This is a genomic window from Synergistales bacterium, assembly GCA_021736445.1.
GTDB lineage: Bacteria > Synergistota > Synergistia > Synergistales > Aminiphilaceae > JAIPGA01.
This window is the reverse complement of the sequence record JAIPGA010000074.1, coordinates 1-13,443: the sequence shown is the minus strand read 5'-3', so window position 1 is coordinate 13,443 and position 13,443 is coordinate 1. Positions and strand designations below refer to the sequence as shown.

Sequence of the window (13,443 nt, the reverse complement as noted above, 5' to 3'; positions counted from 1 at the left end):
CCATCGCCAAGGAGCAACAGCTCGCGGCCTCCGGCATGGTCGACCCCGGTACGGCGGTCCAGGTGGGCCGGCTCGCCGGTGCGCAGTGGATCATCACCGGCGCCATCACGGAGTTCACTCTCACTCAGAGCGGCGGCGTGATCCCTGTTTTCGGCTCCATGAGCGGGATCGCCGCCGGGGAGAGCAAGGCCAGGGTAGCCCTGGACGCCCGGGTGATCGACCTGGAGTCCTCCCAGGTCCGCTGGACCGTACGGGAGAAGGGCAGGGCCGACAAATCCCTGGGCGGGATCATGCTCGGCGGCGCCACCTTCGCCCAGCAGGAGAAGGGCGGGCTCCTGTCGGCGGCTACGTATGACTGCATCAAGAAGATCGTGGTGGCGCTGCAGAGCCGGCTCCAGGCCATCGGCCAGGTGGAGGCCTACCACGTGATCGATGTCCGGGGCTCCAAGCGGGTGCTCATCGACGCGGCGGCCGCCAGATCCAATGTCTCCGAGGGACAGCGATTCGTGGTCTACGCCGAGGGAGCGCCCATCACGGGGCTCAACGGGGAGATCCTGGGCGTGGAGAAGTACAACCTGGCCGTTCTGGAGGTTGTGGATGTCCAGTCCGGCTACTCCACCTGCGAGGTCGTCAAGGGAAGCGCCGCCGAGATCAAGCGGGGCGATCTCCTCGCGCCGACCTACGACAAGCTCGACGACATCAAGATCTCCAGCCGGACGCTGGCCCAGATCGGTGCCGGCGATTCCGGTTCCTCCTCCCTGACAGGTGGCACCGGAACCGTCTCGGGCAGCGGGACAGACACAACCACAACCACGGGATCCACAGGCGGGGCCGTGGCCACACAGCAGCCTGCGGTGCAGCAGCAACCGGCCCAGCCCCAGCAGACCCAGACGGTCTCCGCACCGTCGGGCGGCATCGCCGACACCTCGGAATCCATGGAGATTGTCGACCTCTACCCCATTGACCAGGGTGTGAAAAACCAGATCAGGACCGCCCACAAGGCCGGCTACTACAACTACTCCAAACGCCACTACGCCAAGGCCTACAACGGCTTCGTGACGGCCTTCAACCTCTACGAGGGCAACTACCTGGACGCCTACTGGGCGGCCCGGGCGGCCTACAAGAGGGGGTACCGCTCCAAGATGAACGAGTGGCTGGACACGGCGCTCTCCATCAACCCCAACTACCAGCCGGCGCTGGACTTCAAGTCCCGCCACGGCAAGTAGCAGCGACGAAGGAACGAGTATTGACGGCGCTGTCCCGGGAGCGGGCAGCGCGAAAGCGAGGTGAATGCGGTGTTCCGAGGAAACAGGGGGGTCACACTCGTCATCATCGCGGTGGCGGTTGCAGCCGTACTGTGTCTGTCATCGGTGCCCCGGGTTGAGGCCGCGCCGCTGCCCAAAGGCAAATCCGTCGCCGTGGTGATCTACGAACAGGCCTCCAATCTGCTCCATCGGGGGAGCGCCCTGGGGACGGCGGAGAGCCTGGTCAAGCAGACGCTGATCCGGAACGGCTATCCCGTGGTCAACGAGCAGCGGCTGGCGGCCATCCGCAAGAGCAAGGCGGCGGCCCTGGCGCTGGAAGGCAACGTGAACGCCATCATGCAGCTGGGCAGCCGCTACGGCGTTCGGATCTTCGTGAGCGGCCGGGCCTCGGTCTCCCAGCCGAGGAAGAACCAGCTCGGCTTCTATACGGGCACGGCGGCGATCTCGGTGCAGGCCCACTCGGCGGCCAACGGCAAATATCTCTTTTCCGACACCGTTACCGGGAAGGACACCGGCTACACCGCCGGCGAGGCGAGCCAGAAGGCCCTGATGGCCGCCGCCCGGGCCATGGGCCGCAATCTCGTCCAGGGCGAGGGGACGAACACCGGCGGCGGAGGAACGGGACAGCCCGTCACGGCCGCACAGAACCTCTCGCTTGAAGTGCAGAACATCTACAGCTACACCGCCGCCAACGGCATCCTGCGGGCCTGCCAGTCGCTGGTCCGGACACAGAAGGCCACCATGACGGGATTCAGCGGCGGCAAGGTGGTCATCCAGGTGCTCTACCGGAGCACCGCCCGGGATCTGGCCGACGCCCTCTCGCGACGGGGGCTCCAGATCAATATCACCGGCGTTGCGGGGAATCGGGTGATGGCCCGGGGGTACTGATCCGGGCCGGGAAGAGCTACACCAAGCGAACACGGGAGGTGTTTGGTATGCGCCATAAGGTACTGACCGCTCTGGTGATCCTGCTGTCTGTCGCGTTCTGTGCGACCGCGGCCGATGCGGTGGTCCAGACGTTCATCGACAAGAACACGGTCCGGGTGAACGACCCCGAACTGGGCAAAACCGTCCTGAACGACTTCAGCCCCACCGGGTGGCGGACCCACAACTACCTGGTGCTGGTCTGGAATGATATGGAGGCGGCCACCTACGACATCCGCACCCACCAGTGGATGTTCATCGACGGCTTCGCCCCCGTCTCGGGTCTGCTGTCGGACAACGTGGCCATGATCTGGGAGCCCTCCCGGGTGGCGGTCTTCGACGCCAGGGCCCGGCAGTGGATCGCCAGTGACTTCGATATGCAGGAGATCACCCAGCCGCTGCTCTCCAGAGGCATGGCGGCGGTGACCACCCTGGACGAATTCGTGGTCTACGACCCCGTCCTGGTGGAGTGGGAGATCCTGGGGGGTGTGGCCCCCAGGGACGCCCTGCTGGGCGACAACCTGGCCGTCTGCTGGAACACCAGCGACGCCTACGTCTACGACACCACCCTCCACCGCTGGATCCGCAAGGAGGGCATCGAGCCCCAGGCCTGCATCATGGAGGACTACAAACTCAGCATCTACACCGCCGGCAGCATCCACATCTACGACGCCATGACCCACCGCTGGACCAGCGAAGCCCGGTAGAGGGCGCCGAAGGAAACCGAAAACGAAAACGGAACAACGCGCGGGGGAGCGACAGGCCCCCGCGCCGCGTTGTGTGCCCCTATCTGGTAGAATACCTCCAGAGCGACACCCTGCACGGTCGTTGCCTGCAGACGACCCCCTCGGCGGAGGACGGATCGCCGTGCCTTCCGACGGGGGAACACGACGACAGGGGAGGATGGACAGTGATGGATACAGTCCGGGGATACCGAATACAGACAGGAAGGGGGAGGGCGGCGACCCGGCTGGGCCGCATCGCCGCAGCGGTCTCGGTGGCGGTGCTTCTCGCCGCAGCCCCCGTGTGGGCCGGGCCGGCCGCCGACGCCATGGCCGGCGTAGAGGGCTGCGCGCTGGTGATGGATCTGGAGACGGGCGAAGTGGTGGACAGCTATCGCCTCGAACAGGCCGCCGCCAGGGCCTACCCCTCCAGCAGCGTCCTCAAGCCCGTGGTGGCCCTGGGCGCTCTCCACTACGGGGTGCTCTCCGCCGACGAAGAGATCCGCGGCGACCGCGAGGGCTACCTCAAGCGCTACGGAGACTGTCTGATGGACTACATGCGCTACGACAGGGGAGCGCTCACCCTGGCCGAGGCCCTGGCGCGGAGCGACAATGTCTACTTCTACACCGTCGGGGCGCGCCTGGGCGCACAGCGGGTGCGCACCCTCTACAGAAGCTTCGGCTTCGGCAGCGTGACGGGCCTCGCCCCGGGGACGGAGACACCCGGCAGGGTGGCAGCCGATCCGAAGGGAGTGGCGGCGCTGCACTTCCTGGGCTGGGGGAGCAAGGGGACCAGAATCACCGCCGCCCAGCTCGCCGTGGCCATGGCCGCCTTCGGCAATGGCGGCAGGCAGCTCCGCCCCTTCACCGACGGGAGGGAGCCCAAGGTGGTGAGCACCATCCACGCCGACGAGGCCACCTTCAAGACCGTCAACGACTGCCTCCGGCGGGTGGTCGCCGAGGGGACAGGCAAGTCGGCGGACATCGACGGCGTGGCTGTCTACGGCAAGACAGGCTCCATCAGCATCCCCGAAAGCGGTGTGCCCATCGGCGTCTTCGCCGGATTCACCCAGGGCCTGCCCCGGGATGTGGCCTTCGCCCTCATCGAGGAGGGTGCCTACTCCCCCCGGGCCGTCCGGCTGGCCAAAGGGATGCTGGAAGGCATCCGGGACCGGCAGCAAGGGGAAGACGCCGCGCATCGGGCGGATGGAGAGGAGGAGGGAACCCAATGAGACCGGACGAACCGACACGGCCCGCCCTCGGCGTGCTCGGCGGCATGGGACCCGCCGCCTCGGCAGCATTCCTGCGCATCCTGGCGGAGCGGACCCCTGCGGAGCGGGACCAGGACCACCCGGTGGTCTATCTGCTGTCGGACCCCACGGTACCCAACCGCACCGACGCCCTGCTGGGAAAGGGCCCCGACCCCACCTACCAGCTGCGGGCAAACCTGGAGCGGCTCATCGCCTGGGGGGCCACCCTGCTGGCCGTCCCCTGCAACACGGCCCACGCCTTCCTCGACCGTTTTCGGGACGAGCTCGGTGTTCCACTGGTGCATATCGTCGAGGCGACCCTGGCCACCGCCGCGGAGGCAAACCCCGAAGAGGCCTGGCTGACCGCCTCCGACGGCACCGTGGCCACCGGTCTCTACCAGCGCTACGCAAACCGGAAGGGCTATATCCTCAGGGAGCCGGAGCCGTCTCTGCAGGAGCAGATCCAGCGGACCATCGCCCTGGTGAAGGCCGGACAGACGGATCGGGCGGCGGAACGGTTCGTCGAGGTAGCCGGTGCGCTCAGGGCCGAAGCCGATATCCCCCTGGTGCTGGCCTGTACCGAGCTCCCCCTGGCAGCCGACGCCGCCGGGCTGTCCGGGGATCGCGCCGTCTCCAGCCTGACGGCCCTGGCCGACGCCGTGCTGGAGCGTCTCTAGCCCAGCATGCGGTTGACCGCTCTGCGGTAGAGCCGGTGCAGATGGGCGGTCACCGGCCCGGGGAGGCCGTTGCCCACGCTGCGGTCGCCGATCCGCACCACCGGCATCACTTCCTTGATGGAGGCCGTCAGGAAGGCCTCCCGCACCTGGGGCAGCTCGGTCCGCGGGAGACAGCGCTCCTCCACGACAAAGCCCGCCTCCCGGGCGATCTCCAGCACCAGCCCCCGGGTGATCCCGGGGAGCACCCGGTCCGGCGGCGCCGTCACCAGTTTTCCTTCCAGAGCGAAGAAGACGCTGCTGCTGGTGGACTCGGTGAACTCGCCCGCCGGGACGTAGATCCCCTCCAGCACGTCCACCCGGCCGCCGCGGGCGGCCCAGGGCGCCATGTAGTCGATGCTCTTGACCCCCGGCACGGGGCGTTCCATCTCCATGGGGAGCAGCGCCACGCCCTTCCGGTAGTACTCCTGAGGGTAGACATGGAGCGGCTCGAAGAGCACGAAGAGCCGGGGTTCCGGGAAGGTGCCGCTCTCGTTGACGTCGCCGCCGGTGATGTAGGGCTTGACGAGCAGCTCCTGCTCGCCGGAGCGCCGGATTCCCTCGTCAATAATCTCCTCCAGGTGGCCAAAGGCGGCGGGACGTGCTATGTTGGTTCTGTCTGCGGAACGCTCCAGACGCTGGAGGTGCAGCTGAAGCGCAAAGGGCCTGCCGGAGTAGGTCCGGATCGCCTCGAAGACGCCCACGCCACGCTGGACGGCGAGATCCGTCACGGGCAGCGAGGCCTCCTCGATGGGAAGAAAGCTTCCGTTGCAATAACAAATTGACATGCGCCACACTCCGTTTTATTGTTATGGTATTCCCGGATAACGGGAGGAGTATACCAGAGCCTTCCCGCCGGGGACGAATCAGGCGGAAGGCGTCGCCCGAAACCGCAGCGGTTCGGGAGAAATGCATTTCGGGGGGCGCATTGCCATTGCGTTCTTCCGGGCTATCCAGTAAAATTACGTATGATGGTGTACGTAGCAACGATGGCACCAGCGCCGGGGAAAGATCGCAACCCGGCGACGCTATAGAGGGTGCGAAAAATTTTGAATGCTTCAAGGGGGTGAGGCGGAGCGAGCGAAGAGAGCTGTTCAGCCAGAGGTTGGCTCCCGGCTGCTGCTCCTCGGCAGAGTGCGGGAAGGGAACACCCCGACACTAGGGGTATGAGTTCAGAAGGAGGCGATGAGCAATCATGAAGCGCTTTACTTGGCTAGCGCTGGCAGTGGCTTTCGTAATGGTCTTTGCTGCCGGTGCGTTTGCCGCCTATACGGAGGATAACGAAGCTACAGATCTTGCTGAGGTAGTAGATGTTGACAACTATCTGCTCAGCAATGATGTGGACAACAAGTTTTTGGTAAGCGGTGATGACCTCACGAATTTCAACATCTCCACAGATGCAGACGCCAGTATGGAGATGTGGCATGAGGACGAAGGTCATTTCGGTAAATCTTGGAGTTGGGTCCTCGTTCGCACGACCCAGAAGAAGCTGGAGGAGCATTTTACCTACACCGTCTCCAATGATGCAGCCGGCACGGACTTCATCTTCGGTCTTGAGGGCGGAATGGAGTACGACACGGCTGCCCCGCAGCAGAACGGTGATTTCGCCAACGACTGTACCATCGCCTGCGACTACTTCTACCACTGGATGCAGGAGAATCGTGTCGAAAAAGGAGCTTCCGTCGATTTCAAGGAGACGCTGAAGTGGTTTGGAACCCGTGAGAACTGTGCCGTGGATTGGAAGTATGGCGTCGAATGCTGCGACCATCTGACATTCCTCGCTGCCTCCGACGACACAGGTAGCGTCAGCGCTACCAGCATGGATGTGCCTGTTGTCTTCGCCAAACTCGCGAAGGACAGTGAAGAGCCCTTTGTCCGCGTGCGAGACTTCCTGGAAAGCGAAGACAAGGGTACCAACGCGTTCATTGATGTGCCCTCTGGCATGACCTACGACTTTGGAGTGAGGTACACGGTAAGCCCTGATTGCGTCAACTGCGGTGAGCGGAACTGCGTTCATCAGGAATTGCCGTACGTGATGGTGACCAACCTTAACAACAAATCCGTTAAGGTCGAAGACAATTTTGCTCCCATGGTGAATGGCGAGACGGTTGTGAAAAACGACAGCTTCATGTGCAACGCCTGGTGTGGACTCTGCACCTCCGACGACATGATGAGTGGTGACGAAGGCCTGCTGACGGTGGGGAACAACATCACCAAGCAGTCCAGCCTTCACAACTGTCCCTGCACGCTCTATCCTGGCTTCTCCCAGACCTTCAAGGTTGCAGGCAACATGGATGTCAACTACACGCTGAAGAAGGATACCGTAAACAATGCCGATTCAACGTGGGAAACAGCGACACTCCGGGGTCGCCTGAACACCAGCTGGGGTATGGAAGAGGTAGCAACAAACGTTGGTGATAGTGGCTTCTGTCCCGGTTGCCCGGATGTGACCTACGAAGCAATGCTGTGGTATCCCTGCAACTGTCTGATTGAGGACTACAAGCCTTCGCTGAGTGACGATGTGGATTTCTATGTCAGCGGCGATGTCATGCGGGTCATGGATGCCGTGACGAGCTTTGACCCGGTTGAAGCAGGCAACGGCTACTCAATGGAGACCTTCGACATCGTGGACTCTGCAGATGCTTCGCAGAACAACGTTATCGTTACGGTCATTGACGGGATGTTCTCCTCGGCGAATCTGGCTGATGCCGGTGTACAGAACACAGCCTTCGACGGTGTTGCTGACACTGCCGAAACATGGTGGCACAAGGACTTCTGGAACAAGGTTGATCTCCAGGTCACCGTCGGCGACACTACTGTTAACCTTCTGCAGGACGAGGTCCTCAGCAAGGATGCCATGGACTTCCTGTCGATACTCGAGGGTCCGCAGCGTGAGCTGGCTGACTGTAACGTTGAAGCCGACCTCTTTGTCTTCGTCTACGACGGGGGCAACGCAGGTGTCGAGTTCAAGACCGCCGAGAACGGCAACCGTTTCCTGGTGATCTACGACGGTGCAGCCGATGGTCATTACAAGGTCAAGGCCAACTTTGTCAAGCAGGGCGCAGCTCCTGCGGCTCCCGCGCTCAGTGCCTTGGCCGCCAGCTCGACGGTCGTGCCGGGTGGCACTACTGATGTCACTGCTTCCGTGCAGAACAGCGACGACTACGAGGGCATGACGATGGTCTTCGAGGTGCCCCTCGGCGCCAACGGATCCGTCTCCCCGGACCACGCGACGATCGTTTCCAAAAAAGCCACCACGACCTTCACCGCTGGCTCCGAGGATGCTGCAGTCACCCTGACTGCGTTCATCTCCGGCGACAAGCAGGCCATGAGCGACGACGTGACCATCATGGTCGCCGCACCCACGGCGACCCCGACGCCCGAACCCAGTGGCGGCGGCGGCGGTTGCAGTCTCGGCTTCGCACCGCTGGCGCTCCTCCTGCTGGCACCGCTGGCTCTGGTCCTGAGGAAGTAACCGCGAACGCAGCAGGAACCACGCAACAGAGGTAACGTGAGCCATAAAAGCGGCGGGGCGACCCGCCGCTTTTCCCATATCTATGGGTGCCCATTTCGCGGCAAATTCCGTATAATGGAAGCGAGAGAAATCGGAATGTTTCCACACACACGAGAGGGGGATGAGAACAGCATGTCAGTGGTCTATCTGGACGGCAAGTACGTACCAAAGGAAGAGGCGAAGATCTCGGTCTTCGACCACGGCTTTCTCTACGGCGACGGGGTCTTCGAGGGGATCCGCGCCTACGGCGGCCGGGTCTTCCGGCTGGAGGAGCACATCGACCGGCTCTACGATTCGGCCCGGGCCATCAGCCTGCGTATCACCACGGGCAAGGAGGAGATGATGGAGGTCGTGGCGGAGACCTGCCGCAGGAACGACCTCCGCGATGCCTACATCCGTCTGGTGGTCAGCCGCGGCGTCGGCGACCTGGGGCTGGACCCCCGGAAGTGCGACGGCAACGCCTCCATCGTCTGCATCGCCGCCTCCATCACGCTCTACCCGGAGGAGTTCTACGAGAAGGGGCTGCGTCTCATCACGGCGGCCACCCGGCGCCAGTACGGCGAGGTCCTGCCGCCGCAGGTCAAAAGCTGCAACTACCTGCCCAACATCATGGCCAAGATGGAGGCCGTCAACGCCGGCGCCCTGGAGGCCATCTGCATGACCCGTGAAGGCTATGTCGCCGAGTGCACCGGCGACAATATCTTCCTGGTCAAAGACGGCGTGGTCAGGACACCCCACCCCGCTGCGGGCATCCTCAACGGCATCACCCGCAAGGCGGTGATGGACCGCGCCGTAGAGCTCGGCTACCAGGTGGAAGAGGACTTCATGAACCGCTTCGATATCTACACCGCCGACGAGATCTTCCTCACCGGCACCGCCGCGGAGGTCATCCCCGTCGTCGAGGTGGACGCCCGGCCTGTGGGTGACGGAACACCGGGGCCGATTGCCAGGCGGCTCCGCGGCGCCTTCCAGGAGATGGTCTCCAGCGAGGGCTATCCCATCTATCCCGGGGAGTCCGGTTCGAAGGGCTGATAGCATCGAAGGGGGCGGACCGCACGCCCCCTTTCGCGTCTGTTCGTGCTTGACCAATCCACGGAATCAAGGAGGCCCACCATGAGCCGAACGGTACTGGCGATCAATCCGGGTTCCACAAGCACCAAGATTGCGCTGTTCGATGGAGAGCGGGAGCTGTGGCGGGAGAGCCTCTCCCACGAGGCGGACGAGCTGGCCGCCTTCGGGAGCGTGGCCGGGCAGTACGGAATGCGTCTGCAGACTGTCAAGGATGTGCTGCGGGAGAAGGAAACGGCCCTTGGCGACCTCGATGCCGTGGTCGGCCGCGGGGGGATCGTGGACCCCATCCCCGGGGGGACCTACCGGGTGACACCCACCCTTCTGGAGCACCTGCGCCGGGGCAAACCCTGGGAGCACGCCTCCAACCTGGGGGGCATCATCGCCGATGCCCTGGCGGGCGAAGCGGAGGCCCTGGCCTATATCGTGGACCCTGTGGCGGTGGACGAGATGGACGATGTCGCCCGTTTCACCGGTCTTCCTGAGCTGCCCAAGCGCTCGCTGGTCCATGCGCTGAATGTCAAGGCTACGGTCAGAATGGCGGCCCGGGATCTGGGCAGATCCTGGGATGAGCTCAGTGTCATTGTGGCCCACCTTGGTGGAGGGTTCAGTATCTGTGCTCACAGATGGGGCCGAATCGTGGACGTCAACAACGCCAACGAGTTCGGTCCCTTCGCTCCGGAGCGGGCCGGCGGCGTCCCCGCCGGCGACCTGGCCCGGCTCTGCTACAGCGGCCACCACGAGGCCGGCGACCTGCGGCGCAGGCTGGTCGGCAACGGCGGTCTGCGTGGCTACCTGGGAACCAGCGATATGCGCACCGTAAGGGAGCGCGTGGAAGCTGGCGACGAAGAGGCGGAGCGGATCTACGACGCCATGGCCTACCAGGTGGCCAAGGAAATCGGCGCCTGCGCCGCCTCGCTGGCCGGCGAGGCGGAAGCGATCCTGATGACCGGCGGTGTCGCGCACGATAACGATTTTGTCGAACTGGTGCAGCGCCAGGTGCAGTGGATTGCCCCTGTGCTGCGGTACCCCGGCGAGGACGAGATGCTTGCCCTTGCTGAAGGGGCGCTGCGGGTGCTGGATGGGGAGGAGCCCCCCAAACGCTACGAAGCCTATGTGACGAAGGGATGATGTCCGTGGGACTGAGCAGTCTTGAACCGATCCTCGAATCCTGCAGCTCCGGAGCGACCATGCGGATCGCCCTCGCCGCCGCTGCCGACGGCGACGCCCTCCTCGCCCTGGATGAAGCGAGAGAGCGCGGCATAGCTGATGCAACCTTAGTCGGCGATATCGAGGCGATCAAACGGATAGCCGCAGGTGAGGGGATCGACCCCGACGAATTCGAGCTGCTGCAGGCGGATTCGCCCGAAGATGCGGCGGAAAAGGCAGTGCAGCTTGTTTCCGGGGGCGAAGCCGATGCACTGATGAAGGGAATGGTCAAGACATCCACACTCCTGAAGGCGGTGCTGAACAAGGAGTGGGGATTGCGTACCGGCAAGCTGCTGAGCCACATGTTCCTCATGGAGGTGCCCGCCGCCGGGGCGGTCTACGGGCTCACCGATGGCGGCCAGAACATGTACCCCGATCTCGGGACGAAGGCAGCCATTACGGAAAACGCCGTCCGTTGTTTCCATGCGCTGGGTGTGGAACGCCCCAGGGTGGCGGCACTGGCCGCCGTGGAGACAGTCAACCCCGACATGCCCTGCACGCTCGATGCTGCCGCCCTCGCGCAGATGAACCGCCGGGGGCAGCTCCCGGATTGCCTTGTCGACGGTCCCCTGGCGCTGGACAACGCCGTCAGCCTGGCCTCGGCCCGCCACAAGGGAATCGATTCGGAGGTCGCCGGCGATGCCGATATCCTGCTGGTTCCCGACATCGAAGCGGGAAACATGATGGGCAAGGTGATCCTCTCCATGGCCAGCGGACGGGGTGCCGGGGTGCTTCTGGGGGCGCGCAAGCCGGTGATCCTCACCAGCCGCGTGGACAGCGAGGAGACCAAGCTGGCTTCCATCGCGACGGGGGCCTATCTGTCGCGGGAGATGATGAACTGACGGGACGCTTTGCAGCGAACCGGCAAGTGCGGTATAGTCTGATGCGAGTCGATACGTTCTCATAAGAACAAAGGAGGTCTGTACAGGATGAAGCAGCTGCGTTCACTATCGGAACTCAAGGACTACGCCCGGGAGATCGGCCCGCGGACGATCAGCGTGGCCCAGGCGGCCGACGCGGAGGTACTCGAGGCGGTGGAGGATGCCCGCAAGGAGGGGATCGCCAACGCCATGCTGGTGGGCGATCCCGACAAGATCGCCGAGGCGGCCAGGGAGGCCGGCGCCGATCTCGCCAACTACGAGGTCGTCGAGGAGACCGGCGGCGAGGCCGCTGTGGCTCTGAAGGCCGTGGAGCTTGTCTCTTCCGGCAAGGCGGATATCCTCATGAAGGGGATGATCAAGACCGCCAACTTCCTCCGGGGGATCCTCAACAAGGAGAAGGGGCTGCGCACCGGTTCGCTGATCTCCCATGTCTATATCCACGATGTGGAGGGCTACGACCGGATCTTCTTTGTCTGCGACCCCGCCTTCACCATGTATCCCGATCTCGGCGAGAAGGTGAAGATCACCAACAATACCGTGGACCTGGCCCATGCCTTCGGCGTGGAGTGTCCCAAGGTAGCCGCTCTGGCCGCCGTGGAGGTGGTCAACCCCGACATGCCCTGCACGCTGGACGCCGCCGCCCTCTCCCAGATGGGCCGCCGGAAGCAGATCAAGGGCTGCACAGTCGACGGCCCCTTTGCGCTGGACAACGCCATCAGCGAGGAGTCGGCCCGCCACAAGGGCATCGAGTCCGAGGTGGCCGGAAAGGCCGATGTCCTCCTGGTTCCCGACATCGAGGCGGGGAACATGATGTCCAAGGCCATCATCTACTTCACCAGGAGCAAGACCGCCGGACTGGTCCTCGGTGCCAAGGCCCCGGTGGTGCTCACCAGCCGTTCCGATTCGGCGGAGACCAAGCTGCTTTCCATCGCCTCCGCGGTGGCCCTCGCCGAACACCAGAAGTAGGCTCCCTCTGTTCCGCCCGCTCCGTTCCCTCGGGGCGGGCTTTTTTGTCCATACCAGTTGTGCGCAGAATCGGAACATAGGGAAAACAGGGAGACTGGGTGGTGGCGGAGAACGGGGTAGCGTGAGTGATGGCCCTCTAGTCAGGAGAAGCGATAGCCGTGTTCGGAGCAGGAGAGGGGTGACCGTTTCGTGGTACCGAGTAGAGCGCGCATATTGGTGATCAATCCCGGTTCGACAAGCACCAAGCTTGCCTATTATGAAGGCGACGAAGAGCGATTCTGCGAGACGCAGCGCTACGAGGCCCAGGAGATCGCCGCCTACGGGGGGGTGGCCGCCCAGGAGGACTTTCGCCTCGGCGAGGTGCGGCGCTTTCTGGAAGCAAAGGGGCTTGAAGCGCGGGATCTCGATGCGGTGGTCGCCCGGGGCGGTCTGCTCAAGCCCATTCCGGGCGGTACCTACCGGGTGAACGGCGCGATCCTCGCCGAGCTCCGGGAGGCGCGCCGGGGCTCCCACGCCAGCAATCTCGGCGCGCCCCTGGCGGCGCGGATCGCCGAGGATGCCGGCGGCGTGCCGTCCTTTATCGTTGATCCCGTGGTGGTGGACGAGCTGATGCCCCAGGCCCGGCCCTCGGGGATGCCGGAGATCGAGCGTATCTCCATCCTCCATGCGCTGAACCAGAAGGCCGTGGCCCGGAGAGCCGCAAAGGAGATCGGCAAGGACTACGGAGAGGCGCTTCTGGTGGTGGCCCATCTCGGTGGCGGGATCTCCGTGGGCGCCCACAGGAGGGGCGCCATCGTGGATGTGAACAACGCACTGGACGGCGACGGTCCCTTTTCGCCGGAACGGGCCGGATCGCTCCCGGCCGGCGAGCTGGTGAAGCTCTGTTTCAGCGGCCGGTACACCCACGACGAACTCCGCAGGAAGATGGTCG

Annotated in this window: 12 protein-coding genes; 11 read left to right on the top strand and 1 reads right to left on the bottom strand. The window is 64.2% G+C overall.

The genetic code is table 11. The features are described 5' to 3' along the window. The 5 genes from K9L28_09855 to K9L28_09835 all read left to right on the top strand — a co-directional run. The coding region (locus tag K9L28_09855; GenBank protein MCF7936630.1) for a CsgG/HfaB family protein at window positions 1–1,226 on the top strand (1,226 nt) is incomplete at its 5' end. A 111-nt stretch (window positions 1,227–1,337) separates the two neighbouring features. Further along, the gene (locus tag K9L28_09850; protein MCF7936629.1) at window positions 1,338–2,153 is read left to right on the top strand and encodes a hypothetical protein; all 816 of its coding nucleotides are present in this window, start codon (window positions 1,338–1,340) and stop codon (window positions 2,151–2,153) included. A gap of 47 nt (window positions 2,154–2,200) precedes the next feature. Then, window positions 2,201–2,896: a hypothetical protein gene (locus tag K9L28_09845; GenBank protein ID MCF7936628.1), complete on the top strand. Its 696-nt coding sequence runs from the start codon at window positions 2,201–2,203 to the stop codon at window positions 2,894–2,896. Window positions 2,897–3,099: 203 nt separating this feature from the next. Then, window positions 3,100–4,143, top strand: coding sequence for a hypothetical protein (locus K9L28_09840; GenBank protein ID MCF7936627.1), 1,044 nt, complete (start codon window positions 3,100–3,102; stop codon window positions 4,141–4,143). Further along, window positions 4,140–4,838: an amino acid racemase gene (locus K9L28_09835; protein ID MCF7936626.1), complete on the top strand. Its 699-nt coding sequence runs from the start codon at window positions 4,140–4,142 to the stop codon at window positions 4,836–4,838. The genes K9L28_09840 and K9L28_09835 overlap by 4 nt, the downstream gene beginning before the upstream one ends. Here K9L28_09835 and K9L28_09830 read toward each other — a convergent pair. After that, on the bottom strand, window positions 4,835–5,662 hold the full coding sequence (locus K9L28_09830) for an aminotransferase class IV (GenBank protein MCF7936625.1): 828 nt from the start codon (window positions 5,660–5,662) through the stop codon (window positions 4,835–4,837). The genes K9L28_09835 and K9L28_09830 overlap by 4 nt on opposite strands. Window positions 5,663–6,069: 407 nt before the next feature. Between K9L28_09830 and K9L28_09825 the strand changes: the two genes are divergently transcribed. The 6 genes from K9L28_09825 to buk (K9L28_09800) all read left to right on the top strand — a co-directional run. After that, the gene (locus K9L28_09825; protein ID MCF7936624.1) at window positions 6,070–8,349 is read left to right on the top strand and encodes an SYNERG-CTERM sorting domain-containing protein; all 2,280 of its coding nucleotides are present in this window, start codon (window positions 6,070–6,072) and stop codon (window positions 8,347–8,349) included. A gap of 171 nt (window positions 8,350–8,520) precedes the next feature. Next, on the top strand, window positions 8,521–9,420 hold the full coding sequence (gene ilvE / locus K9L28_09820) for a branched-chain-amino-acid transaminase (protein ID MCF7936623.1): 900 nt from the start codon (window positions 8,521–8,523) through the stop codon (window positions 9,418–9,420). An 81-nt stretch (window positions 9,421–9,501) separates the two neighbouring features. Next, entirely contained in the window at window positions 9,502–10,587 is a 1,086-nt protein-coding gene (gene buk, locus K9L28_09815; GenBank protein MCF7936622.1) for a butyrate kinase, read from the top strand. Beyond that, window positions 10,587–11,507: a bifunctional enoyl-CoA hydratase/phosphate acetyltransferase gene (locus K9L28_09810; protein ID MCF7936621.1), complete on the top strand. Its 921-nt coding sequence runs from the start codon at window positions 10,587–10,589 to the stop codon at window positions 11,505–11,507. The genes buk (K9L28_09815) and K9L28_09810 overlap by 1 nt, the downstream gene beginning before the upstream one ends. 87 nt (window positions 11,508–11,594) lie before the next feature. After that, window positions 11,595–12,512: a phosphate butyryltransferase gene (locus K9L28_09805; protein MCF7936620.1), complete on the top strand. Its 918-nt coding sequence runs from the start codon at window positions 11,595–11,597 to the stop codon at window positions 12,510–12,512. Window positions 12,513–12,701: 189 nt separating this feature from the next. Next, on the top strand, window positions 12,702–13,443 hold a 742-nt coding region (buk, locus tag K9L28_09800), incomplete at its 3' end, for a butyrate kinase (protein ID MCF7936619.1).